The following is a 24246-nucleotide window of genomic DNA, read 5'->3' as shown; positions in this document are numbered from 1 at the left end:
TCTCATCAGGGTATCGAAACGCGTTGAGCCAGGATCTAACGCCGCAGGTCTTCGAGGGTCTTGAACGTTTGTGCGAGCCGCAGGTGGGCAGCGGCATGCTGGCCGCGCCCGCCGGAGGCGGCATCCTGACTGCGCCCGCCTTTCCGGGCATCGAGCGTATCGAAGCGCGATTTTCCGGCAATATCTTCGAGCCGCACCGGCACGATACCTATGCGCTCGGCGTCACGCTGCACGGCGTGCAGACCTTTACCTATCGCGGCGAACAGCGCTTTAGCCTGCCGGGGCAGGTGATTGTGCTGCATCCGGACGAGGAGCATGACGGCGGGGCCGGAACAGAGGACGGGCTGCAATACCGCATGCTCTATCTGGAGCCGTCGCTGCTTCTCGAATGCCTGGAGGCGGAGGGCCTCGGCCTGCCTTTCGTCGACGAGCCCGTTATCGGCGATCCCGCGCTGGCCGCGGTGCTCCTTGCCGCGCTCGGCGAACTCGACCGCGAGCTGGACGATCTTTTCGTCGACGACTTCATCAGCCAGGTGAGTGGCTGGCTGTCCCGGCATGCGCGCTTGCCGCGCCGGCCACTCGGCGGCGTCGCCTGGCGGCAGGTGCAGGCGGCGCGGGATTATCTGGAAGCTCATGCGACGCGGGCCGTGCATTCCCTGGAACTGGAGGCGGTTACCGGGCTCGACCGTTTCGCCCTGTCGCGGCATTTCCGAGCCGCGTTCGCCACCAGCCCGCACCGCTATCTGTTGATGCGGCGGCTGCAGCGGGCGAAGGCGCTGATGGCCGAGGGCGAGAGCTTTGCCGGCGTCGCGGCAGCAACAGGCTTTGCCGATCAGAGCCATTTGAACCGCCATTTCAAGAAGACCTTCGGCATGACGCCCGGGCAGTGGGCGGCACTTGTGCATAGTGCCGCGCGGCACACTATGCGGGGTTTTCCGCAAGGCCGGAACGGCGCGCGATGAAGCGGGCGAGCGCCGGCCCGATCAGCAGAATGACCAGGAAACGGCCGGTCTGCATCGCCATCACGAAGGGCACGTCGACATCGCTTGATGCGGCGATGATGGCGACGGAATCGGCGCCGCCGGGGCTGGTGGCGAGATAGGCCGTCAGGGGATCGATGCCGGCGAAGACGTGCAGTGCCGCTGCCATGCAGCCGCAGAGCGCCATCAGCAGCACAATGCAGGCCGCGACCCGCGGCAGGGCCCGCGCCACATGGCTGATGATCGAGCGGGTGAAACGCAGGCCAATGCTCCAGCCGACCAGCGCATAGGCGGTGGCAAGCAGCCACATCGGCAGCTCGATCTTCAGAAGGCCGATGCCTTGTAGGAAGGCGCCGAGAAAGAGCGGCACGATGATCATGCCTCCCTGTATGCGCAGGCGCCGCACGCCATAGGCGCAAAAGCCGGTAAAGGCGATCGTCGCGGCAAAGGCTGCCCAGTCTACCGGGGGAAAGAGGACGAGCGGCGGTGGCTCGCCGCCATCGGCCGCCACCCACAGCCGCGATACCACCGATGCGCCGACGGCGACGAAGACGACGCGCAGATATTGCATGAAGGCGACGAGGCGGGCATCGGCGCCATAGGCTTCGGACATGATGACCATGGCGGAAGCGCCGCCCGGCGAGGAGCCCCAGACGGCGGTCGTTCCCGGCAGCACCTGCCAGCGCGTCAAGAGCCAGCCGAGGCCGGTGGCGATGACGATGACCGAGAAGATGAAAAGCAGGAAGATCGGCGCGTCCTTCGCCATCGTGCCGAGAATATCAGGGGTGATGGTGCGCGCCATCATCAGGCCGACGAGGACTTGGCCGAACTGCAGCGGCAGAAGCGGCACGCGAAGCTTTCCCTTGCCGACGGTCAGCGCCAGCACGATGGCGGCGACCATCGGCCCGATCAGCAGCGAGGCGGGCAGGGCCAAGAGTTCGAGGAAAATGGTGAAGGCTGTGGAAAGCGCGAGCAGCAACGCCCATTTCGGCAGGCCGGCATCCCGCAGCAGGCGGTGCGCGTGGCTGAGTGGCATGAATCCCCGTATGTTTCTCGGCAGGTGCCAAGCCCTGAGGCTGAAGATGGGAGGAAGCTCCGGCATGACGAAGAGTGGCCGGCTCAAGGACCGGTCGGTGCTGCTTCGGTATAGGCGGGCGCCGCGAGCGCGGTCAATTGCGAAATCTGGCTTCCGGCGAGGCAGCATGCGAATTTGATTCAAGCCGCCGCATCAAGTCCTTGTTATCTCATCTGAGTCGAACATGCTGGACGAGGAAATCGAGCAGGGCGCGCGCACGCGCCGGCAGCAGTCCGCCCTGGCCTATATAAAGAGCGTAGAACTCCTCGATGTCGCCGGGATCGGCCGCTTCCAACACCGGCACCAGCCGGCCGGCAGCAATATCGGCGCGCACGGTGAAGGCGGCCAGCCGCGCAAGGCCTGCGCCGGCGAGCGCAAGATGGCGCATGGCCTCGCCGTCAGCGACCTGCACGCCCGGCGTGATCGGCACCGTCATCGTTTCGCCGTCCTCGCGCAGCGGCCAGCCCTCGACGGCGCGGGCATAGGAAAAGCCGATGCGGCAATGGCGGCTGAGATCGGCAACGCCACACGGTTCGCCATGACGCCTGAGATAATCGGGCGAGGCGACGATGAGCTTGCCGGTGGTGCCGAGCTTGCGGGCGATCAGGCTGGAGTTCTTCAGGGGGCCGGTGCGGATCGCAACGTCGGCGCGCTCTTCCATCAGGTCGACGATCCTGTCGGTGTGGGTGATATCGAGCGTAACGGCGGGATGAAGCGCCATGAAGGCAGGCACGAGCGGCGCCAGCACATGATTACCGAAGGAGGCGCTGGTGTTGATGCGGATGCGGCCCGAGGCCTGTTCGCCTGACGAAGCCTGGCGTTCGGCCTCGGCGATATCGGCAAGAATCGCGATGCTGCGCTCATAAAAGGCGCAGCCCTCCGGCGTCAGTTGCAGCTTGCGCGTCGAGCGGTTGACGAGGCGGGCGCCGAGGCGCGCCTCCAGCCGCGCGACGAGTTTGCTGACGGCAGACGGCGTCATGCGCCGCGCCATGGCGGCTGCGGAAAAACCGCCGCGCTCGACGACGCTGACGAAGACTTCCATTTCGCCGGAGCGATTGATGTCCTGACGACCCATGATGAATTCAAGTCACAGATGATGTTCTGTTTCGCAATCTATATCAACGGAAATGCCGGGTCTATCTCGGAGGAAACACAGGAGACAGATCGATGGAGTACAGAAATCTCGGCGCATCCGGCCTCAGAGTGCCGGTCCTAAGCTTCGGCGCGGGCACGTTCGGCGGCAGCGGTCCGCTGTTCGGCGCCTGGGGTAATACCGATGCCGAAGAGGCTCGGCGGTTCGTCGACATCTGCATCGAGGCCGGCGTCAATCTCTTCGATACGGCCGATGTTTATTCGGCCGGCGCTTCCGAAGAGGTGCTCGGCAAGGCGATCCGCGGCCGGCGCAACGCAGTGCTGATCTCGACCAAGACCGCGCTGCCGATGGGCGAGGGGCCGCAGGACTGGGGCACGTCGCGGGCGCGGCTGATCCGGGCGACGGAGGATGCGCTGCGTCGGCTCCGGACCGATTATATCGACCTTTTGCAGCTTCACGCCTTTGATGCCTCGACCCCGGTCGAGGAGGTGCTGTCGACGCTCGACAGCCTCGTCGCCGCAGGCAAGATCCGCTATTTCGGCGTCTCGAATTTTTCCGGCTGGGAGCTGATGAAGTCGCTCGCGGCGGCCGAGCGCTGGGGCCATCCGCGTTATGTTGCCCATCAGGTCTATTATTCGCTGGCGGGTCGCGACTATGAATGGGAGCTGATGCCGCTCGGCGCCGATCAGGGCGTCGGTGCCCTCGTATGGAGCCCGCTCGCCTGGGGGCGGCTTACCGGCAAGATCCGCCGCGGTGAGCCGCTGCCAGCCGCCAGCCGATTGCACGAGACGGCGCAATACGGGCCGCCTGTCGACGACGAGAAGCTGTTCGACATCGTCGAGGTCCTCGATGCCATTGCCGCCGAGACCGGAAAAACGGTGCCGCAAATCGCCATTAACTGGCTGCTCGGCCGGCCGACCGTATCGAGCGTCATTACAGGCGCGCGCAACGAGGAGCAGTTGCGGCAGAACCTCGGTTCGGTCGGCTGGAACCTTTCGAAGGAGCAGATCGATAGACTCGATGCCGTCAGCGCGGTGACGGCGCCTTATCCCTATTTCCCCTATCGACGGCAGCAGGGCTTTGCGCTCCTCAATCCACCAATCATCTGAGGCGGCCGCGGGCCGGCCTGTCCATGGCCCCGGGTCTGCAATAAAAGGGGAGTGAAATCTTTTCCCAATCTTAACTGGACAGCCGCTTTGACTTGCCCCATACCGAGCCTGCCGCATATCTCCTTAAATCGGAATCGATGCAAGACGAAATTATGCAGCAATTTTAAAGTTCTACAGCGTCGATGTACGTCTGAACGGACGTGCTGCGCAGTAGTCTGCGGGACGCGGTCTCGTCCACGCGGAATGGCAGGGAGATCAATGGGATGGCGCTGAAGGACGCAAAGACTGGAACACGCAACGAGGCGGGGATATCGGCTGTGCTCGGTATTCTCAAGCAGAGCTTCGGCGAGCGTTTCCAAACCGGCCAGTCCTTCCGTGAACAGCACGCCCATTCGACCACCTATATCCCGCCGCAACTGCCCGACGGCGTTCTCTTTGCCGAAAGCGCCGACGATGTGAAGATGGCGGTCAGGGCCTGTGCAGCGCACAGGGTGCCGGTGATCGGTTTCGGCACTGGTTCCTCGCTGGAAGGTCAGGTCAATGCCGTCAACGGCGGTATTTCGATCGATTTCAGCCGCATGAACCGGGTGCTTGAGGTCAATCCAGAGGATCTCGACTGTACGGTCGAACCCGGTATTACCCGTGAGGCCCTGAACATCAATCTGCGCGATACCGGCCTTTTCTTTCCGATCGATCCCGGCGCCAATGCCTCGATCGGCGGCATGGCGTCGACGCGGGCCTCCGGCACCAATGCGGTGCGCTACGGCACGATGAAGGACAATGTGCTTGCCGTCACGGCAGTCACCGCCAATGGTGAGGAGATCCGCACGGCGCGGCGCGCCCGCAAGTCTTCGGCCGGCTATGACCTGACGCGGCTCTTTGTCGGCGCCGAGGGCACGCTCGGCATATTGACCTCGGTGACGCTGCGCCTGCAGGCGATCCCGCAGAAGATTGCCGGCGGCGTCTGCGCCTTTCCGAGCATCAAGGCGGCCTGCGATGCCGTCATCATGACGATCCAGATGGGCATTCCGGTGGCGCGCATCGAGCTGCTCGATGCTGTGCAGATGCGGGCGTGCAACGCCTATTCCGGGCTGTCTTATGCCGAAAGCCCGACGCTTTTCCTTGAATTCCACGGCACAGACGAGACCGTGCCGCTGCAATCGGCAGCCTTCGCCGAGATTGCGGCTGAATGTGGCGGGAGCGAGTTTCTGTGGACCGCCAATGCCGAGGAGCGGACCAAGCTCTGGAAGGCGCGTCATAACGCATACTTTTCCGCGAGGGCGCTGGCGCCGGGGCTTGCCGCACTTTCGACCGATGTTTGTGTTCCGATATCGAGGCTTGCCGATTGCGTTTCCGAAACGCAGGCGGATATCGAGGAACATGGGCTGCTCGGCCCTATCGTCGGCCACGCCGGCGACGGGAATTTCCATGTGCTGCTGTTGTTCGATGACAAAAGCGCCGGAGACATAGCCAGGGCCGAGAGCTTCGTTGAGCGGCTCAACCGCCGGGCACTCGATATGGACGGAACATGCACCGGGGAGCACGGCATCGGACAAGGCAAGATGGCCTTTCTGGAGCAGGAGCTCGGAGGCTCGGTGGATCTGATGCGACAGGTGAAGCAGGCGCTCGATCCGGACGGCATCTTCAATCCCGGCAAGATTTTCCACCAAGGCTGAAAACGGAATATTCTCATGAACTTGGGCCTTGCCCATCGCATGAATAGCGCTAGTGTCGACAACAGAACCCTGAACAGTGTCGGCAACACAATCCCGAATGGAGAATCCTTGCATTGGTAGGCCGGTTCCTCGTCTTTCTGGGGGGAGTGATCGTCGTAGTGCTGTTTGTGGCGCTGCTTGCGCCGTTGTTCATCGACTGGACGGATTTCCGGAAGAACTTCGAGGATCAGGCAAGCCGCATCATCGGTAAGAAAGTCACCGTCCACGGCACGGTGGATGCCCGTCTGTTGCCGTTTCCGTCGGTGACGCTGCATGACGTGCGTGTCGGGCAGGAGGCTGACGGCACGCCGATCGTCAAGGTCGAACAATTTTCCATGGATGCCGAGCTTGCGCCTTTCCTGTCGGGCGAGGCGCTGATCTTTGATATGCGCGTCGTCAATCCGAAGGTGCGCCTCAGATTGCTCGAGGACGGCACACTCGACTGGATGCGCGGCAGCCGCGCCGAAATACCGGCCAAAACAGTCGTTCTCGAAAATGTGCATGTCAGCGGCGGCGAAGTCGATTTCCTTGACGACCAGTCGGGCCGGGCGCGCCGTATCACTGGGCTGAATGCGGAGATGTCGGCCAAATCGCTCGCCGGCCCCTGGCGCGTCGAGGGCGATGCGGCCCTTGACGGCGAACACGGCAATTTCTCGATTTCGAGCAGCCAGCCGGACGAGAAGGGCGTGCTGCGCATGCGCACGAAGCTGTCGCCGGACAAACATCCGGTCAGTATCGATCTCGACGGCGAACTGAAGCTGGTCGACCGCAAGCCGAACTATCAGGGCCAGCTTTCGGCGGCGATCGAAAACCGCAACAGCGCCAGGTCGGCCAACAAGAACGAGCAGCCGCCGAGGCTCAAGGGTCGCTTCGAGCTTACCAACGAACGTATCCGCATTCCCGAATACCGGATGGAGATCGGCCCGACGGACGATCCCTATGTGATAACCGGGGAGGCGACACTCGATACCGGCAACGCGCCTGAGTTCTTGTTGACCGCCGACGGGCAGCAGATAGACGTGAACCGCATCGGCAATCAGGGCGCGGCCGGCAAGACGACGCGGGATGCCGCGGTTTCGGCGCGCCAACGGTTGAATTCTCTGATCGATATCGTCGCGCAGGTGCCGATCCCGCAGGTGCCCGGCAAGGCAAGCGTCAAACTGCCGGCCATCGTTGCCGGCGACACAACGCTACGCGATGTGCAACTGGAGCTGGAGCCGGCCGGTACCGGCTGGATGATCGACAGCGCCGTCGGCACGCTGCCAGGGCGCACGCAGGTGGAAGGCAAGGGCAAGCTCCTGCTTCAGGGAGAACCCTCGTTCAACGGCCAGATCGTGGTTGCCTCGAACCAGCCAACGGGACTAGCCTCCTGGCTGGCCGGCTCGGTCGACCCGGCCATCCGCCAATTGCGGCAGGCGGGTTTTTCCGCCAATGTCAGCCTGACTCATGAATTGCAGCGTTTCGAAAATCTCGAAATCGCCATCGGATCGGCGACGCTGAAGGGCCGGCTGGAACGGCAGGCGATCTCCGGCCAGACGCCGACCCTGTCGGTGGCGCTGAATGGCGACACGCTCGATCTTGACGCGCTGCAGGCGCTGGCCGGTCTCGCGACCGGGCAGGAGAGCGGCGACAATGTCCTCGACCATAAGATCGCCGCGCAGCTCAGGGCCGACAGGTTCACCGCCTTCGGGGTTGACGCCGAGAATGTCGAGACCACCTTCACGATTGCCGACGGGGCGCTTGCGGTCGACCGGCTGTCAGTCAAGAATCTCGCGGGCGCCGAGCTGACGGCGACCGGCCGGGCAGAAGGCTCGCTGCTCGACTATAAGGGTGCGGGTGAGATCACCTTCAAATCGGCCGATCCCGGCGGTTTCTTCACCATGCTGCGCGAGCATCTTCCGCACCATCCCGTGCTCGATCGGCTGGTGCGCAATGCCGGCTGGTACGGCAATACGGCGTTGCGCGGTGCGCTGACGCTCGGCGGCGACGAGGGCGATGCGATGACAGTGACGCTGGCCGGCGTCACGAACGGCAGCCGGGTGAACCTTGACTACCGCATGTCCGATCTCCTGGCGCTGACCGGCAACGGCACGACGAGCCTTGAGGCGACGCTCGAAAACGCCGTGCCATCAATCCTGTTCGGTCAGGCCGGGCTCGACCCGCTGCCGGTCGATGTCGGCGCGAATGGCCGCCTGACCCTCAAGGTTAAGGCGTCGGGCAACGATCCTGCCGATGCGGCGCTGACCTTTGCGACCGACCGGACCTCGTTTACCGCAAAGGGCAAGGTTGACGTGCGGCCGGAGAGCTTCATGAATGGCCAGATCGCGCTTTCGCTCGACAGCGCCGATATCGACCCCTATCTCATCATGAATGGTATTGCCCTGCCGCAGACCGGAACGGGGTTGCCGCTCGGCCTGCAGGTCAATGCCGCCGTCGATAGCGACAAGATCGTTTTGTCCGATCTCAAGGGACATGCGGCCGACAACGCGTTTTCCGGTGCGCTGACCTTCGATCGCAAGGCTGCGAAGACAACGGCGAGCGGCGAGCTGACGCTTGCCAAGGCAGATGCCGGCTGGCTCGGCGAGGCGGTGTTGGGCCAGATCGTCGATCCCGCCAGCGGCACGCTGTCGAAGGCGCCGCTGGGCCTGCCCACCTTCAAGGATCTGGACGTCAGGGTGAAGCTGTCGGCCAAGGAATTCTGGCCCGGCCTGCCGGAAACAGCCGTGTCCGATTTCACCAGCAACGTCGCCTATAAGGGCGACGAGTTGCAGCTCAACGACATGGCCGGCAACTGGGAAGGCGGCAAGCTCACCGGCAATCTTCTCTTCACCAATGCCGCCGGCACCGGTTTCCTGCAGACGAAGCTGGCGCTTGCCGATTCCGATCTCGCCGGGGTCATCTGGCTACGTGACGGCGCACCGATCGCCAACGGCAAGTTCGGATTGTCGCTGTCGATGGAGGCCTCGGGCAAGACGATCAGTGAGATCGCCAGCTCGCTCAATGGTTCGGGGGAGCTGAGACTCGGCGATATGAGCATACGCGGACTGAACCTTGCCATTCTTCCGCCGCTGCTTGCCGCCACCGACCCAATGCAGGAACAGATCAACGCCGGCAAGGTGCATCCGATCGTCGAGACGTTGCTCAACAACGGCGAGGCGAAGCTGCCGCCGCTCGGAATACCCTTCAACGTCACCGACGGGACGCTCAGGGTGCAGAATGTGACCGTGGCCAACGATCTGGCCCGGGTTACCGCCGACGCGCAGATCGCCTTGCCGGAGCAGCGGATCAGCGCGACGGTCGGTATCGGCCTCAATCCAGGCGCGGAGGCGCTTCCTGGTGTCGAACCCGCGCTGCGGCTGAACTTTTCCGGCATGTTGCCGTCACCCGGCAAGACAATGGACGTGACCGATATCACCAGCTACCTGTCGCTGCGCGCTTTTGAGCGCGAGCGGCGGCGGGTCGAGCGGCTGCAGGCGATCGTGCTCGAAAAGCAGCGCCTGCGCCGCGAGGTGGCGCTCTATCGTTTCAATGACGCCGAGCGCGTCAGAGCGGCCGAAATCGAACGGCAACGGCAGGCGGAGGAAGAGCGGCTGCGAAGACTGGCGCAGGAGGCGGCTGCGCAGAAGGCTGCTGCCGAGGCGGAGGCCGCGCGTGCGGAGGCAAAAGCCAAGGCTGATGCGCAGGCGAGGGCGGCCGCCGAGGCGGAGGCGGCCCGGCGCTCCGGGCAGATGCAGCCCGGTCAGCTCGATTTCGACCATCTGCCGGGTATTCAGGCGCAATGAAGACGCTTGGGGTTTGCGTCGCCTGATATTTCAGATTTTTATTTTCCCGGCGTCACGGCCGGCCGCCACAGCCGGCCTTCGCCCACGAAAGCACATGGAGCCGCAGCGCTGAGGATAGGTTGCTGTCCGGCGGGCGGTGGTCGTCGATCTCGGAAATCAGGGCGGCAAGCGACATGGAACGGCTTGCCGCAATCGTCTTCAGCTCGGCCCAGAATTCATCTTCCAGCGAAAAGCTGGTGCGATGGCCATGCAGTGTCGCCGAGTGCTTGCGGATCATCAGCCGGTTCACATCGCAATCGGCTTCGAGGATCGATTCAAGGAAATCGCGCAAGTGGCTGATCGCCGATTCATTTCCGGCTCTTTAAGCTTCGCTTGAAGCTTCATGCGCCGTCGTCATCCGTCTCGATCCGGCCATCGCGGTGAGCCTTGTCGGCCTTCTCGTTCAGAGTGCGGGTGAGCTGCTTTTCGGCCTTGGTGCGGCCGAAGGAAATACGGTTCTGCTCGGCCTGCTTCTCCTTTTCGGAGCGGGCCTGCTTTTTGCGAAACTGGCGCAGATTGATGATTTCGGCGCTCATGCGCGAGGCTTGATCCTTATGAAAAAGGGAGGCTCGGCCTCCCTTTGAAATCACTGCTTCTTGCGGAAGGAGTCGAGCGAGACGACGGAGCCCGGTTTTTTCTCTTCGCCGTCGGCCGGTTTTGCGCCGGCGGCTTCATCGGGCTTTCCTGCCGCGTCGACGGGATAGGCGGTGATCTCACCGGAAGGCAGTTCCTCGCCGTCGGCGAGCGGCACGTCGAATTCAAGCTCGAAATTGACCGAGGGATCATAGAAGCCGCGGATCGCATTGAACGGTATGACCAGCTTCTCCGGAACGTCGGAGAAGGAAAGGCCGATTTCGAAATGCGTTTCGGTGATCTTGAGATCCCAGAACTGATGCTGGATGACAATAGTCATCTGCTCGGGATATTTGGACTTCAGGTGCTGGGAGATGCGCACGCCGGCGGCACCCGTGAGGAAGGTGATGAAGAAGTGGTGGTCGCCGGGCAGACGACCCGTCGTTGCTACCTCCGCCAAAACCTTGCGGATGACGCCGCGAAGTGCATCCTGCGCCAGAATGTCGTAGCGGATATGATCCTGCCCCATGCTTTTCCTGTCTTTCGTCGGTTCTGAAGTCTTTTCACAAGGTTTATGGCACGTTCAGGCGCCTTGGGAAAGTCCGGAGCCGAGTCACGCATAGATCAGCATACATGATTTCAGTCTGAGGGAGAAGGTGAAGGCTTCTGTTGCCAGGTGCCTTCGGACCCCGCCTAGAGGTGCGAACCACTAGGACTTTGATTGAAGTGTCACACCGCGATTAAGCAGCGAGACGAGCTTCCGCATAGTTGTCGTTTGCAACTACAATTTTAGCCCGATAACGGCGGTACAATGCCGAGCAAAAAGTCGATCTTTACACCCTTGTCGATCCTATTTCGCCCCCATCAGAAGCCGGCCTTGATGCCGCCGGTTTTTGGTGGAGGCGCCGGGTACCGCCCCCGGGTCCAATAGGTTTATTACACCGCTCATTTATTGCCATAGCCGGCCCGAGAGCCGGCAGGGCTGATATAGTGATTTCCGTCGTCCAAGGAAAGGGCAAACGTCATAAAAGCTTTATGTCGGGCGGCAGAAAGAACGGGAAAATATCCGCCTGCGATTGGTTTCCTCAAAGCGAAGGCTTAAATTGGAGAAAACGGAATCAGCGCGACATGCAGCAATATCTCGATCTCCTCTCCCATGTGATGGAAAAAGGCTCCGACCGGGGCGACCGCACCGGCACCGGCACGCGTTCGGTCTTCGGCTACCAGATGCGCTTCGATCTCGAGGAAGGCTTTCCCGTCCTGACGACGAAGAAGCTGCATCTGCGCTCGATCATCCACGAGCTTTTATGGTTCCTGAAGGGCGAAACGAATATCCGCTATCTCAAGGAGAACGGCGTCTCGATCTGGGATGAGTGGGCCGACGAGAACGGCGATCTCGGACCGGTCTACGGTGCCCAGTGGCGCTCCTGGCCGGCACCGGACGGTGGCCATATCGACCAGATCGCCAATCTCGTCAAAGGTATCGTCAACAATCCGAACTCACGCCGCCACATCGTCTCGGCCTGGAATCCGGCCGAGGTCGACCAGATGGCGCTGCCGCCCTGCCATTGCCTGTTTCAGTTCTACGTGGCCGACGGCAAACTCTCCTGCCAGTTGTACCAGCGTTCCGCCGATATTTTCCTTGGCGTGCCGTTCTTTTCCGGTATCGAGTCGGTATCTTCGATCGTAAATACCTGTAATTCCACGATTCATTGAAAATGACCATAGTGTACCGGTCCTCTAGGCGAAGCCCGGCGGGTCTCAGAGTGCATGATGGCCACTGGTGGTGACGGGTGGTCGGCGACGTTACATTCCTGCTCTCCGTAGAAGGAGTGCGTAGGTGTATCACCGCGGTTCTGATTTTGATGGTCAGAAAGTGATGCTGCGCGTTTCGCTGCCCCCATCGGCCATCTTTGGACGCAGTCATATCGTAGTGAGACCAGTCAATCGGCGGGTGCGTAAAAATACGCACTCCCATATAAGTTGTGCTGGTTTCGTCTCTTTCAATCCCAGACCGGTTGTTTTGTCCAATTTCGGACGTCACGATCGCGCGTAAGACTCAAGGAAAGATTCATGGCCCGTCATCCGGAATACCAATATCTCGACATCGTCGAGCACGTACTGACCAAGGGCGACAAGCGTATCGACCGCACCGGAGTCGGGACGCTTGCTTCGTTCGGAGCGATGATGCGGTTCGACATGTCGGACGGAACATTCCCGGTCTATACGACCAAGCGCGTTTACTGGAAGACGGCGGTCAAGGAGATGCTTTGGTTCCTTACCGGGGACACGAATATCCGGTCGCTCTTGATGAGCAACGTGCGGATCTGGACTGATTGGCCGCTGGACAAGTATCGCAAGGCAACCGGCATCCAGATTAGTCAGGAAGATTTTGAAGCCCGCGTGATCGAAGATGAGCAGTTCGCACTCGAGTGGGGCGATCTCGGCCCCGTCTATGGGAAGCAATGGCGCCGATGGCTCGGGCCTGACGGCCGTGAGCATGACCAGATCGCGACGGTTATTGAGACGCTGCGGCATAATCCTGCGAGCCGCCGCATGCTCTTCCATGCATGGAACGTGGCGGATTTAGGCCAGATGGCCTTAAATCCGTGCCATAATTTTTATCAGTTTTTTGTAAGTGGAATTGGTTCGGGAGACGAGGGAGGCAGTGCCGGACGTCCGAAGATTTCCCTTATGGTAGGCACCAGGTCGAACGACCTTGGACTTGGCAATCCATTTAATGTCTGCCAGCAGGCGGCGTTACTTGCTATGGTCGCCCAGCAGGTCGATATGGACCCGAATGAGCTCGTCTGGGTCGGTGGCGACGTCCATCTCTACCTGAACCACATTGAACTTGCGCAGACGATTCTTAAGAGGGAGCCACGGCCGTTTCCAAAGCTTCGTCTTCTGAGGCGCCCGGATAGCATCGACGGCTACAGGATCGAAGACTTCGAGGTGACGGGATACGATCCGCATCCCGCCATCGAGGCACCGGTCGCAGTCTAGCGATGGCTTCGCTCCTGGCCACCAGGCTTCTTGAAGAGCTTGAGAAAGACCGGAAGCAAGGCAAGATAATTTGGAACGAGCTCGGTTCGGTGAACCGGACCGCGTATGCGCGCCGTCTCGGCGTGACGAAAAATGCTCTCCCTCTCGCAGTGTTCGCGCCGTTCGATGACCTTGGCCCCAGGAAGGTTTCGACTGAAGAAAAGCTGCGATCAATGCTCCATGAAGATTTCCTGAACGGACGCGTCGTTTTTTCGAAGTCCGGGTTCATAAGCAAGCTGCACTACGCCCAGCGTGCTGGATGCAGCAATACGCAGTATTACAAAGAGCTGTTCGAAGAATACGAGGCCAAACTCGGCGAGCTCAAGACAAAGCATCTCCTTCTCGGGCTTCTGTCACGAGATTTCGCCGACGGTACCTTGAAGTTCAGTCGGGGCGGAAAGATTGACCGGACACATTACGCTACACAGCTTGGCGTCACCAAGTCGGCGCTCACATCGTACATCCCGGTGTTCACCTCTTTCGAAGAAAAGCTTGGTGGCGCCAAGCGCTATCGCGACGACGACCTCCGGCGCATGGAGAAATGGCTAGAGGCCCATCTCGCGGACGGTACGCTTAGAGTTCGCCGTGGCGGCGGAGTGGCAAGGGCGCAGTTCAAGTCGGCTTTCGGAATCACCCACTCGGACTTCGAGATCCGGTTTCCGGAGATCGGCGTCCTCTTAAAGAAGTATGACATCCTCGTTGACCAGTGCGAAGCGGCGAGACGCGACGAGGCCGTGCGTGCCCGAGCGAAGGAGCAAGCCGCAGGAAACAAAATCGCTTCTCGTATCCCAGAACCGGATCCTGCCGAGGCCCCGTTATTTGAAAATGCCGGGATTCGTACGAAGGCTGACGGCTTTTCGCGAGGGCCCGTTGTCCGCCCGGAGGACGAAGAGGTCCATCCATCGGCAGACATCGAGAAAGAGAAGCATGCTGATGACGGACGGCGGCCTGCAACGGAGATCAAGCCGACTGATGATGACACAGTCTTCGCCTTAATCGACGCAGCGGTGGCGGCGGATCTCGGACGCGGCAAGCTTCGGCTTCTCTCCGACGGTTCCATCGACCGCAGCTTCTATCTGGCTCAGGCCTTAGTTGCCGTATCGGGCATCGCCGAGAACGTCTTTGCTCGCTACGCGCAGCAAGTGGAGGCGTACCGCGAGCGACACGGCACCGGCATCGCAGCGATCGCCGATGCGATGTCGCCCCATTCCGTTGCGGATAGTGCGGTCGCGGAGGACATCGACGGATGCTCTGATGTTGCGGAGGGCCGCCGGGATGTCGCAGTACTGAATATGAATGATCGAAGCGAAGACCGGGTCGCCGGCAACGGCTGGCCTGGCGATTTTTCGCAGGTCATCCAAGACAAGAAGGGCGGAACTGGCGGCGGCGAGGATGTACCGGACGGAAGCAGTGGAGATTGGTTGGGACCTCTCCTTGTGTTCTTTCCGCAACTGAAGCGTCACCAAGAGTATCCGCCTGACAGCCCCCTTGGCCGGGCCGTATCCATTCTGAACGAAATGATCCTGGGGCCAGGGCTGCCCCGAACTGCATACGGTGGTCTGAACAGATCTGAAGTCCAGAACATCCTGCGCATCGGCCGGTCGGAGCTTCCCACCTACGATCACATCCTTATCGACTACGACATCGCAACAAGGTTCGTCTCGAACGATCGATTCAGCAACGAGGAAAGGTCGAACAATCCTCCACCGCCTCATCCTTCGCTAGTTCGTCACCAGAATCACAATCCATCCAGCGCATTTGGTCGAGCCGTCGCCGTGCTAAACGCCATGGTCAGTGGCGACGGACTGCCTCGTGCCTCCGACGGGACGTTGGACGAGATCGCCCTGGCGCGCGGCCTAGGCATAAATCATCGAGCACTCGGATCCTACCGGCATATTGTTCACGACTACGAAGTCGTCGACAGGGCGGTGAACACGACCGCGCCGACGATTCCCAAAGAGGACAAACCTGCTTCGAAGGCGGGAGCTGCCGCGGCTGCGGACGGAACTCCGGTCGGGAACGATCTTTCAAAATCGACCCTCGGCTGCGATGAAATCGAATCCGCTCCTACATCCGTTGCGACGAACGACAATGTGACATCTGCTGATGCATCACTTCGACTGAATGGTCAGGTCGCCGAGCGCCTGACCGGAGGGATTCCGGAAAAGGTCGACGTCACGCCCGTCGCGGAGCAACAGGCGAACTCTGGGAACCCACGCCTCTCGGAGCATCCGTGTCTCCGCAAGCACCAACCCGCCGAGACGATCTTGTCTCCTGCCGCGGCCGAGGTGGTCTCAAACTATCCGATGTTGGAGAAACACCAATACTACGGTCTGGACAACACCAGGGGACGACTGGTCGACATCCTCAACAGCTACCTGGTGTCCGGTGGAATACCGCGCAGTCGGGGAGGAAAGATCGACCGGCGCGGTCTGACGCGGAAGTTTGGATTCTCGATCACGGCAATGACCCACTACGTCGACATTCTTCATGACTATGAAGAGGCGACGGGGGGACGCCAGAATATTCACGAGGCGAAGATTCCGGAGATGGAAGCGTGGCTCATTCAGTCGATGGAGGATGGAACGCTGGAGACTCGTGATGGCGGGGTTGAACGGAGAAGCTTCTATCGGCGCTTCAATATGTCTGACACAAACGCTGTGCTGGTACGCAATCCTCGCGTTCTCGCCTTGATCGAGAAGTACGATCGCTTAATCGTTTCGAGCGGCTACCTCTCCAAGCCCATCAGGGCCGAAGTCGATCTGCTTGTCGCAACCCTTGATGACAATCCCGAGATCGCGAAGACCGGATTGTCGTACGACCGCACGGCGCTTTCGTCGAGGACGGGCATTTCGATGGGTCGTATCGTTCGGTCTCCCTTCAAGGAGGTCATAAACGCGGCCGACAAAAAGCTTCGGGCGCAGGTCGACGCTGACGAGCTGTGTCACGTCTTCGCCGGGCGGCTCTTCTCCTTTAGGACATTGCAGGACCTCGGATGGTCCAGGCAGTTTCTCGTACGCGTAGGCAGAGCCTTCCGTCAAGGCTTCCAGACCGAGGGTCAGAGTGCGGCGAAGGATGCCTACAACTCGCTGATGGAGATGCTGCGGTTTTTCGGGTCTTCCCAAGAGCCAAGTTGCCGTGCAGTGAAGACAGGTCTTAGCGCCGGCGGCGTCAGGTCGGTCGCGGCTGCGGACTGGACATTCGCAACCCAGTTGTACGCCTCGTGGGTCAATGAGAATCCTGAGCTGAGGGGCAGTACCCCGGACACGAAGCTCAAAAGCGCAACCAAGGTGATAAGGCGTCTCTCGAACTACGGCACGCTTCCCGAACTTGATCTGCCGCTCCGCGGCAAAGGGGAACAGTCGGAGCATCGGCGGACCATCGCGCAAGGGCCGAGGGCTGAGGGAGTGGACGATTACCTCGTCTTCGCCACGGCGATGCTTCACGAAGCTGCCAGGCTGCGCGAAATAGACATCGACCCGAACGACGAGGCCGGCTTCCTGAAAACCCTGCGAAAGGAGCTCACCGAAGGCAAGGTCAAGCCCGACGACACGCCGGCGGCGATAATCCTGCGTGTCCTCAAGCGCAGAATGACCCTGATCGACGATGCGTTTGCCGAAGTCTACATCCGATGGCGGCGACATTGGGATCGCGGTCGCGAGCTGCTTGCCATCGGCGAGGAACTGGGCGACGGCTGGGAGGAGTTGCTTGTCGCGGGCTCGCACAACGAGCATCGCCGCCGTCTCGACATGAGACGATACTTTCCCCTCGACGAACCGGACCGTGCCCTGGCCAATCTCGTCCGGCTCATCGCCGACCGCTTTGGCGGGCTATATCCGAAAGACGAGGTGACCTTTGGCAAGTTCTTCGTCAAACGAGCGCTCGAGTTCGGGGGAAAACCGCACATCGAAGGATACGTCACGCCTCATTCCGACGCCGTGGGAGCGGCGGTGATCCTCTTCCTCGCGAGATCGGGAGCCAACGTGGCCGTAGGGCGGCCCTTTTCGTTGGCGCGATGGAGCCTTCCGAGATCGCCGGCTGCGTGCATATTACCGGCGAGAAGGCACGGGCTCGCGGAAAGCCGATACATGCCCATCTGGACGAACGGTCTCATGCCGTCGAGGCCATGAAATGGTTGGTCGACTCGCTTGCTGATCTGCGTGCCACACTGGACGTGGACGAAAGCAGACTTCTCTTCGTCGGAAACTTTAGAACTCGCTCCAAACCTCTGGAGGAGTATTGGATAAGAGGCCTCTTTAAGAGGATAGTCGCAGGTATACCGGAACTCGCAGATCTCGGGCTGACCCCATCGATGTTGCGGCCGACTGTGCTGCTCATCGCTGCCCTCGAAGGCGACGCCAACGCGCATGTCGCCGCGGCACTCGGGCAGCACGGACTCAACGTCAGTCAGGGCTACACGAACCATCCGCCGACCCGTTACATGCGCGATGTGGAAATCCGCGAATTCCTCGACAACTGGGAGACGCTTACCGTCTACGCCGAGGAGGATGCGCAGGCGCTGCTCGGTTACTCGAAAGAGGAGGTAGACGAGAAAGTCGCCACCCTTGCTGAAACGGGACTGGGAACCTTCTGTCGCGATCGCAATGGAAGGCCGGGAAACGAGGGAAGCGCCTGCACGCAGCTCGATTGCTGGAACAACTGCCCGCAGTTGATCGTGATCGCGCGAAAGCAGGACCTCGCCTTCATGATCATATGGCGCGCGTCGCTCATCGAAGCCGAGGCGGAGTGGGTCCGCGACCGGCCGGAGCGGTGGCATTCGGTCTGGCTCCCATGGCTGATCTTCATCGAAGTCGTTGAGAAGAAGATAACCTTCACCGCCATGGCGCGGATCTGGCGCGAAGCGCAGGCCTTGGCCGATCAGGTGATGGCGCATCCCAACTTTAAACACAGGAGGCCGTTCTAGTGGCGCAAAGAGTTGCCGGGCTGACCACCGCGTCCGCTCCCCGTCGTATCCTCGATCGTACGGCCAAATGGCTGGACGCTCCCTATGAAGCAGACGAATGGACGGTCAAGGACACGAAGGGAGAAGGCACGCCGCGGACATTCAGCTTTCGCGTGAGGCTTCCGAACGGCAGGATCCTGACCGACGAGCCGGAGCTCTACGCCACTGTGAAGGAGTTCGTCTTCTGGATTCGCGAGGGCAACTACACGTGGATCAAGGACGCCGACAGGCACCGCCTCTATGCGGTGTCGGTGATGCAACTCGCATATGGAATCGTCGCCCGTGGACACAAGTCGTTTGCGAGACTGACGGTGGATGATGTCGACGCGATCTGCGAAGCGAGCGCGGCTGGAAAAGATGGAGTGACATCGGCCTCGAAGCTTCTTCGAGCTGCCCTTGATAAATTTCAGAGTTGGAATGACGTTCCTGGCATCTATGCTCAAAACAATGTCTTCGACTTCAATCGTATTATTGACGACCTCCACCTTCCGCGAGACTGGGGCCGGACGTCCTTGCACAGGGAAATCAACCAGGCTACGGCGCGGTTGAATGGCAAGACGTTGTTGCGATCCGGGACGGGAACCGTCACCGTCCAGAACGTTCACGTGATCACGACGATCTTCGAAGCGATGTTTCAGTTGCGCCATTTCATGGCCGCGCCCTCGATCAATTTCATTCCTTTCCCGGAGGGGGCATCGCAGCGGGCCAGAGCCTTGGGCGCGACGACGGAGCCGACCCCGATCGCGCCGCCCGAGCTCGTTTTGAAGTTCCTTTCGGAGAGCGCCAACTACATCCAACGCAACGCGCGGGAGGTTGCATCAGGATATCTCGGGGTTTGGCGCTCCAGAGACACCGAAGCTTGGAGCCGCGAGCTGGCGTCCGAAATGAAAACGGAGGTCAAATGGATTGTCGCCGCGGCGTTCGTCTTGATCGCTGCATTTACCGCGCGGCGCCTGGAGGAAATCCTAAAGCTCCGCCGTAACTGCCTGGCCGGGAACGATTTGGACGGCTGGTGGCTGAACGTCTATATCGAAAAGTCCGAACGCAAGTGGACGTGGATCCCCATTCCAAGGATCGTCGCCCGAGCGGTCGAGGCGCTGCGCGCTTTCGACGTTGACAACCCCGACGACGGTCAGAATCTTTTCACGCTGAACGATCCGGTCAGCGGCCGCCGGATCAAGCTGAAAGCGACGATCAAGGGCATTGCCCACAAGTTCGGGGTCGACAGTTACGTGGACCGCGGTGGAAAGAAGCTCGCCTGGGAATGGACACCCCGGCAGTTCCGTCGCTTCTTCGCTGTGCTGTTCATATACCGATACCACGGAAAGAAGGAGACGCTCGCTCATCACCTCCGGCATTATGATCTCGAGACGGCGAACGACTATCTGCGTCTCGACCCGGAAACGTCAGCGATCTGGCTTAAGGAGATGGCGGGCTACAAGATCTTCGTCGCGCATCGGATCGCCGAGGGCGACGAACTGGTCGGAGCCATGGGTGACCGTCTGAAGAAGTTCGTTCAAAGGCTTCGCCGGAAGTTCGAGGATGCTGTGAAGATCGTTCCGGAGCGGATGGCCGCGATCATCCTGCGCTCAATGTCGAAGCAGCATCTTGTCCTGACGCCGAAGCCCTGGGCGACCTGCTGCTGCCCACATACGGAAGGGGGATGCGAGCGTGCCGCATGCCGGAAAGAAGCCGGCTTTGAACAGGGCGCGGTCGGACCCGATTTCGCGGTGGCCGGACCCGCTATCTGCCCTGCGTGTCCCTGGGCGCTGATCTCGCAAGGAAACGTCGGCTACATCGAGCTGGAGATCGAGGAACTCGAGGCGAGCGCGGTGCAAGCTTCGGGCGTCTTCGCCGAACTAGCGTCCGAGAAGGTCGTGGTGCTCTCGAAGTACCGCGAATCCTTGAAACGCTGATGCTCGAACAAAGGAGGAAACGTGTGGTCCAGAGCCTTTCGACACGTATAGCCGCTCGTCTCGAACTGCTGGAGAAGTGGAACAAGAACGGGGTTCCGCCAGGCGTCGATCGTCCACGAAGCCTCAACACGGTCCGAATATGGAATGATCCCGCGATCGGTATCCTTGCCATCGGTTCGAAGACGAAGTTCACGACAACGGATCCTGATGTCGGTGTCCAGGTCAAGAAGATCAAACGCCTGATAGACGCGCTCAATGCAAAGGAGGGCGGTCAGAAGGCCAGTTCCGCGACTAGGAAAACCTCCAAGCGACCCTACAAGCCTGAAAAGATTCGACGGCTCGAGGCTGAAAGCGAAACGGAGTGCCTACGGCGCGAACTCTCCAAAGTCACCGGTCAGTGGCATGAGGTCCGTTACCACCTTGAGGAAAAGGAGAAGAAGGCAAGGTATTTGGAAACGATCAATTCCGAGCTGCACGACACCATCAAGGAACTCAACGAGCGGATCCAATGGCTGCTTCGGCACCTACCCGGCACCAGACCGCGGAAGGTGTGAGATGTCTGAGGAGCAAGCCGATACCAAGAGGACATCCGCCAAGGTCCTAGAGGAAAGACTCCGGAGACTCTTCGACGCGGACTTCCATGGGGAGGAGCCATTTTGGACGCGGAAGGGCCTGAGCCGCCCGTGGCTCGCCCGCCTGATCGGCTGCAAGGCCGCCACGCTCAGTTCCAGTCCCCGCTTGAAAAGGCTGATCGGCGGATGGGAGGGGCCAAGGATCGAATCGAGGCGGCAAAGCGCTTGGCAGTCGTCGCCGGAAGAGGCGGACAACGTCGTGCTGCTACGATTGCCCAGGCACGATGGACGGATAATCAGCTCCACCGTCAAGCTCCACAAGCATATCTGGGAGGTTCCGACGCTCGTCTGGCCGTCCGGTCTCGACGAGGAGGTCAACGACTGGTTCCGATATCTCATCGTAAAACTGAAAAGGGCTTGGTCGACGGTGGAGGAGACGGCGAAGCATATGAGGCAATTCATAAAATATCGCCGAAAGAGGCGGGTTCCTCTCAGAGCGGTGGATGATGACTTCCTTCTGAACTGGCAGGGAGATTTACGCGAAGGGGATACAAAGAAGCCGCGGCGGAATGCTCTGTTGCGGACTGTCCACTCCTTCTTCAAATGGGCCGAAGAGCACGGTATCGTCAGGCATATGGTTCAGATCGGCCGCCCCAGCGCCTATGCGGAATCCATGCTTGCCTACGAATTTCCAATCTCGTCCCATGAGGTCACTGTCCTCACGTCCAAAGGTCGGACGCGGGTATACTGGGTGTGGCCTTTCCTTGAAAAGGGCGATGGCACGAAGTACGGACGCAGATACACTCCGACCTTCAAGGAGATTGATCGCATCTACGCCTTCACCGACGTCCAGCGGCATGGCGTGCGCAACGTTCTCATCATGAACTGGGCATTGCGGACCGGAGCAAGGGTGAGCGAAATCTTGTCGATCCGGCTGCAGGATCTGCCGGCTACCGAAGAAGAAATCGCCGAGCTGATTGAAAAGGACCAGTGGATCATCAAGCTCAAGAAGCGCAAGCGACGATCGTACGGCGGCGTCTTGTATGCTCCGGCGGACCTGATCTGGGACACGCTCAACTATGTTCGTAGCGAGCGGCACGAGATCGCATCGGCGAAGGGCGGGAAAGGCGTGCATGCCGTTTTTCTATCGCAGCGCGGATCTCCTCTCGTGACCGACAGCGTGTCTCGCATATGCGCCGAACTGTTCCGGGCCGCGCTGGTGTACAACGCGAACATCCATCGGCTTCGAGCGAGGTTCGCACACAACGCGGTGGAACTGACTCTGCGACACTTAGAAGAGGTCGGAGTTTCTCTCGATCCTTCGTCCGGGTGGCACGAGACCGCGTTGATCATCACGGCACAGGTCATGGGACACAGTTCGCCGCGCTCCCTTGAACCATATCTGCACGACATCATGTTTCGACGGGCGGAGGAAGCCCGCCTCAAGTCGCAGGGAGCAGCCCCTAGCTTCGACGCCGCCAGTCCGGCGCGCAGGCAGGATATGCTCGATACTGTCGAGAGCGCACGGAAGTTCCTGGAAGGAGGCGAGGACGACAAGGCCTGGAGACTGCTCCGTCGTGTGACGAACGAGATCGATCGCGCCAGGCTCTTCGAAGATGCGTGGGCAAATGCGGCATGACCGTCGCATAGGTGGCTTAGCTTGATCATGGAGGTTGTCTTGTAGATAGGTTCCGCCAAGCCAGGTCGAAGCCAACCTCGTGTTTCAAGCGAAGTCGTTGCGTACTATCCTCTTTTCAGCTCTGTCTCGATCCGATGCCTCCACAGCGAGAGACTCTTAACGGTACGGGACGGGATTCGATCAAATACGGTTGATCAATCATTCCGGTGCATATGCGGGCATCGCTCAACTGGAAATAAGGGCGAGGCATCATATCAACCCGCGCAGGATTCGGCCGAGGAAGAATTCACCGCGCCACTGGTGTTCGCCTGGGCGATCGTGGATTGCCCACCGCGGCAGATTTGATACTAATTCGGCATGAAATATCTCGACCCGCAGCAAATCATCGAGTGGAAGGAGCGCCACGGGAAGCCGCGGCGGGGATCGGATCTTGTTTCTCAGATCTCCGAACTGGCTAAGGCCTGGGAGGCCAGGCCCCCGGGTGAGACTTTCATCGGCGACCATGTGGTAGTCAGGCTTGCGACCATCGTCGAAGTATTCGTGCGATCCATGGTCGGACAGATGGTCGACTCCAGCGAAGAGGTTTTCGCCGAGAGGTCGAGGCTACTGGTCAAGGATCTGAAACTGGACTTCATCTTCGCCGACGGCATCGAGAGGCAAAAGTTCAGCCCTGGCGACATCGTCGCGCACGCGATCAGCCTGAGCAGCGTGGACGCCGTCATGAAAGTTCTGACGGCCTTGCTGCCGAACGCCAAGGAGGAGCTTCGGACATCCCATCGACGTTGGACGGAGGATCAGGAACGCTTTCCGCTGGAGCCGATAATCAAAGACATCGACGCAACTATGCGCCTGTTGAGCGGGATCTTCACGGCCCGGCACATCCTGGTGCACGAACTCTCAGGGCAACGGCCCTACGGGGACGAGGACGTCGCCAACTTCTGCAGTGCGGCCGCTGCTTTTATCGAAGCCTGCGACTGGATTACTGTCAAGCATATCGAGGGCACGCTTCCATTCACGCAGACGCAGATGACAATGGACGCTGTCCAAAATCTTCAAGCCGCCGAGGATGAGGTCGCCTCCCTGCTGGCAACCATCCGTGAAATTCCGGGTATCAATCTCCAACTGTTGGAAGAGAGCCAGGCGGCGTGGGAAGAATTCTGCAAACGCGACGCGGCGTTCTTTGCCTCCTTCGCCGAAGGTGGAACGCTTCATCCCATGCTGGTGGCGGAATGGCGACAGGCGCTTGCCGATGAGCGTGCGGAAAGCCTCCAAGAATTCATCGAAAGTCGCGAGAGCCTCTGACACAGGCCACCCTTCGGAGACCATGTGTTGCGTTCTTGATGTAGATCAAGGAAGCAAGCGACCGGGAGGTGCATTGTTCGCTTGTCAAGGTGGCTGCATGTGCAGCACGGCGGAGGATCGTCAAATGGCGAACACAATCCTGAATGTCCATTCCGAGACATCCCCGGCCACGCCGGCTCGTGTTTCGGTTCCAGTCCTGGGCGCGACGCTTGCCGTCTTCGCCTCCATCTCGTTCTTGCTGTGCATGCTGCTCGGGTTCGTTGCCCCCGAATGGGGCCTGCACAGGCCGTGGCTGCAGTTCTATCTCGGCCTGACGGGCTTCGATCTTCGAAGCCTGGCGCTGGGTCTCCTTCAAAGCGTCATCTTCGGTGGTTATGCAGGAGCATCGATCGCTGCGATCTTCAATTTCATCAGCCGGCGTTTCGGTTGAGCAGGGGAGCGGA

17 protein-coding genes, 1 other RNA gene and 1 pseudogene are annotated in these 24246 nt (G+C 60.5%); 13 read left to right on the top strand and 6 right to left on the bottom strand.

Annotated features, from left to right (window positions below; translation table 11 throughout):
* Window positions 1-23: 23 nt before the first annotated feature.
* Window positions 24-962 carry an AraC family transcriptional regulator gene (locus FHT70_RS12840; RefSeq protein ID WP_183701628.1) on the top strand — a complete coding sequence of 313 codons (939 nt, stop codon included), beginning with the start codon at window positions 24-26 and terminating at the stop codon, window positions 960-962.
* Here the strand turns inward: FHT70_RS12840 and FHT70_RS12835 are convergent.
* Window positions 922-2016 carry an AbrB family transcriptional regulator gene (locus tag FHT70_RS12835; RefSeq protein WP_183701626.1) on the bottom strand — a complete coding sequence of 365 codons (1095 nt, stop codon included), beginning with the start codon at window positions 2014-2016 and terminating at the stop codon, window positions 922-924. The two genes, FHT70_RS12840 and FHT70_RS12835, sit on opposite strands and share 41 nt — an antisense overlap.
* 208 nt (window positions 2017-2224) lie before the next feature.
* Window positions 2225-3130 carry a LysR family transcriptional regulator gene (locus FHT70_RS12830; RefSeq protein ID WP_183701624.1) on the bottom strand — a complete coding sequence of 302 codons (906 nt, stop codon included), beginning with the start codon at window positions 3128-3130 and terminating at the stop codon, window positions 2225-2227.
* 92 nt (window positions 3131-3222) lie between these two features.
* Here FHT70_RS12830 and FHT70_RS12825 point away from each other — a divergent pair, with 92 nt between their 5' ends.
* The 3 genes from FHT70_RS12825 to FHT70_RS12815 all read left to right on the top strand — a co-directional run bounded on the left by FHT70_RS12825 (window position 3223) and on the right by FHT70_RS12815 (window position 9754).
* Window positions 3223-4257 (top strand): aldo/keto reductase, encoded by a 1035-nt coding sequence (locus FHT70_RS12825; RefSeq protein ID WP_183701621.1) that lies wholly within the window; start codon window positions 3223-3225, stop codon window positions 4255-4257.
* A 263-nt stretch (window positions 4258-4520) separates the two neighbouring features.
* Window positions 4521-5933 carry an FAD-linked oxidase C-terminal domain-containing protein gene (locus FHT70_RS12820; RefSeq protein ID WP_183701618.1) on the top strand — a complete coding sequence of 471 codons (1413 nt, stop codon included), beginning with the start codon at window positions 4521-4523 and terminating at the stop codon, window positions 5931-5933.
* A gap of 113 nt (window positions 5934-6046) precedes the next feature.
* A complete protein-coding gene (locus FHT70_RS12815; RefSeq protein ID WP_183701615.1) occupies window positions 6047-9754 on the top strand; it encodes an AsmA-like C-terminal region-containing protein in 3708 nt (1235 codons plus the stop codon).
* A 52-nt stretch (window positions 9755-9806) separates the two neighbouring features.
* On the opposite strand, the gene FHT70_RS12810 is transcribed toward FHT70_RS12815, so the two are convergent.
* The 4 genes from FHT70_RS12810 to ssrA all read right to left on the bottom strand — a co-directional run bounded on the left by FHT70_RS12810 (window position 9807) and on the right by ssrA (window position 11383).
* Window positions 9807-10031: a ribbon-helix-helix domain-containing protein gene (locus tag FHT70_RS12810; protein WP_183701857.1), complete on the bottom strand. Its 225-nt coding sequence runs from the start codon at window positions 10029-10031 to the stop codon at window positions 9807-9809.
* Between the two features lie 103 nt (window positions 10032-10134).
* Window positions 10135-10329: a DUF4169 family protein gene (locus FHT70_RS12805; RefSeq protein ID WP_085778743.1), complete on the bottom strand. Its 195-nt coding sequence runs from the start codon at window positions 10327-10329 to the stop codon at window positions 10135-10137.
* Window positions 10330-10379: 50 nt separating this feature from the next.
* Window positions 10380-10895, bottom strand: coding sequence for an SspB family protein (locus FHT70_RS12800; protein ID WP_064803733.1), 516 nt, complete (start codon window positions 10893-10895; stop codon window positions 10380-10382).
* A gap of 126 nt (window positions 10896-11021) precedes the next feature.
* Window positions 11022-11383: a transfer-messenger RNA gene (gene ssrA, locus FHT70_RS12795) on the bottom strand.
* A gap of 111 nt (window positions 11384-11494) precedes the next feature.
* On the opposite strand from ssrA, the pseudogene FHT70_RS12790 reads away from it, so the two are divergent.
* From FHT70_RS12790 to FHT70_RS12750, 9 genes and pseudogenes are all read left to right on the top strand, one after another.
* Window positions 11495-12022: pseudogene (locus tag FHT70_RS12790) on the top strand (thymidylate synthase); the annotation flags it as partial.
* A gap of 417 nt (window positions 12023-12439) precedes the next feature.
* Window positions 12440-13372, top strand: a complete 933-nt coding sequence (thyA, locus tag FHT70_RS12785) for a thymidylate synthase (protein ID WP_183701612.1) — start codon at window positions 12440-12442, stop codon at window positions 13370-13372.
* 2 nt (window positions 13373-13374) lie between these two features.
* Window positions 13375-17541 (top strand): hypothetical protein, encoded by a 4167-nt coding sequence (locus FHT70_RS12780; RefSeq protein WP_183701609.1) that lies wholly within the window; start codon window positions 13375-13377, stop codon window positions 17539-17541.
* Complete coding sequence (locus FHT70_RS12775; RefSeq protein ID WP_183701607.1) at window positions 17454-18335, top strand: hypothetical protein; 882 nt, start codon at window positions 17454-17456, stop codon at window positions 18333-18335. The genes FHT70_RS12780 and FHT70_RS12775 overlap by 88 nt, the downstream gene beginning before the upstream one ends.
* Window positions 18335-20290, top strand: coding sequence for a site-specific integrase (locus tag FHT70_RS12770; protein WP_183701605.1), 1956 nt, complete (start codon window positions 18335-18337; stop codon window positions 20288-20290). Before FHT70_RS12775 ends, FHT70_RS12770 begins: the two co-directional genes overlap by 1 nt.
* Before the next feature lie 23 nt (window positions 20291-20313).
* Entirely contained in the window at window positions 20314-20844 is a 531-nt protein-coding gene (locus FHT70_RS12765) for a hypothetical protein (protein WP_183701603.1), read from the top strand.
* 1 nt (window position 20845) lies between these two features.
* Entirely contained in the window at window positions 20846-22501 is a 1656-nt protein-coding gene (locus FHT70_RS12760; RefSeq protein ID WP_183701601.1) for a site-specific integrase, read from the top strand.
* Between the two features lie 357 nt (window positions 22502-22858).
* Window positions 22859-23803: a lysozyme inhibitor LprI family protein gene (locus tag FHT70_RS12755; RefSeq protein WP_183701599.1), complete on the top strand. Its 945-nt coding sequence runs from the start codon at window positions 22859-22861 to the stop codon at window positions 23801-23803.
* Between the two features lie 124 nt (window positions 23804-23927).
* Window positions 23928-24233 carry a hypothetical protein gene (locus tag FHT70_RS12750; RefSeq protein WP_183701597.1) on the top strand — a complete coding sequence of 102 codons (306 nt, stop codon included), beginning with the start codon at window positions 23928-23930 and terminating at the stop codon, window positions 24231-24233.
* Window positions 24234-24246 lie beyond the last annotated feature (13 nt).

The organism is Rhizobium sp. BK049, assembly GCF_014193135.1.
GTDB lineage: Bacteria > Pseudomonadota > Alphaproteobacteria > Rhizobiales > Rhizobiaceae > Rhizobium.
Note: the sequence above shows the minus strand (reverse complement) of the source record. Positions and strands in the feature narration are given on the sequence as shown.

Bases quoted from the DNA above. Each gene is read 5' to 3' on its own strand.
- FHT70_RS12835 (WP_183701626.1), bottom strand. From the start codon at position 2,016: ATGCCACTCAGCCACGCGCACCGCCTGCTGCGGGATGCCGGCCTGCCG.
- FHT70_RS12830 (WP_183701624.1), bottom strand. From the start codon at position 3,130: ATGGGTCGTCAGGACATCAATCGCTCCGGCGAAATGGAAGTCTTCGTC.
- FHT70_RS12825 (WP_183701621.1), top strand. From the start codon at position 3,223: ATGGAGTACAGAAATCTCGGCGCATCCGGCCTCAGAGTGCCGGTCCTA.
- FHT70_RS12820 (WP_183701618.1), top strand. From the start codon at position 4,521: ATGGCGCTGAAGGACGCAAAGACTGGAACACGCAACGAGGCGGGGATA.
- FHT70_RS12810 (WP_183701857.1), bottom strand. From the start codon at position 10,031: ATGATCCGCAAGCACTCGGCGACACTGCATGGCCATCGCACCAGCTTT.
- FHT70_RS12805 (WP_085778743.1), bottom strand. From the start codon at position 10,329: ATGAGCGCCGAAATCATCAATCTGCGCCAGTTTCGCAAAAAGCAGGCC.
- FHT70_RS12800 (WP_064803733.1), bottom strand. From the start codon at position 10,895: ATGGGGCAGGATCATATCCGCTACGACATTCTGGCGCAGGATGCACTT.
- thyA (WP_183701612.1), top strand. From the start codon at position 12,440: ATGGCCCGTCATCCGGAATACCAATATCTCGACATCGTCGAGCACGTA.
- FHT70_RS12780 (WP_183701609.1), top strand. From the start codon at position 13,375: ATGGCTTCGCTCCTGGCCACCAGGCTTCTTGAAGAGCTTGAGAAAGAC.
- FHT70_RS12760 (WP_183701601.1), top strand. From the start codon at position 20,846: ATGTCTGAGGAGCAAGCCGATACCAAGAGGACATCCGCCAAGGTCCTA.
- FHT70_RS12755 (WP_183701599.1), top strand. From the start codon at position 22,859: ATGAAATATCTCGACCCGCAGCAAATCATCGAGTGGAAGGAGCGCCAC.
- FHT70_RS12750 (WP_183701597.1), top strand. From the start codon at position 23,928: ATGGCGAACACAATCCTGAATGTCCATTCCGAGACATCCCCGGCCACG.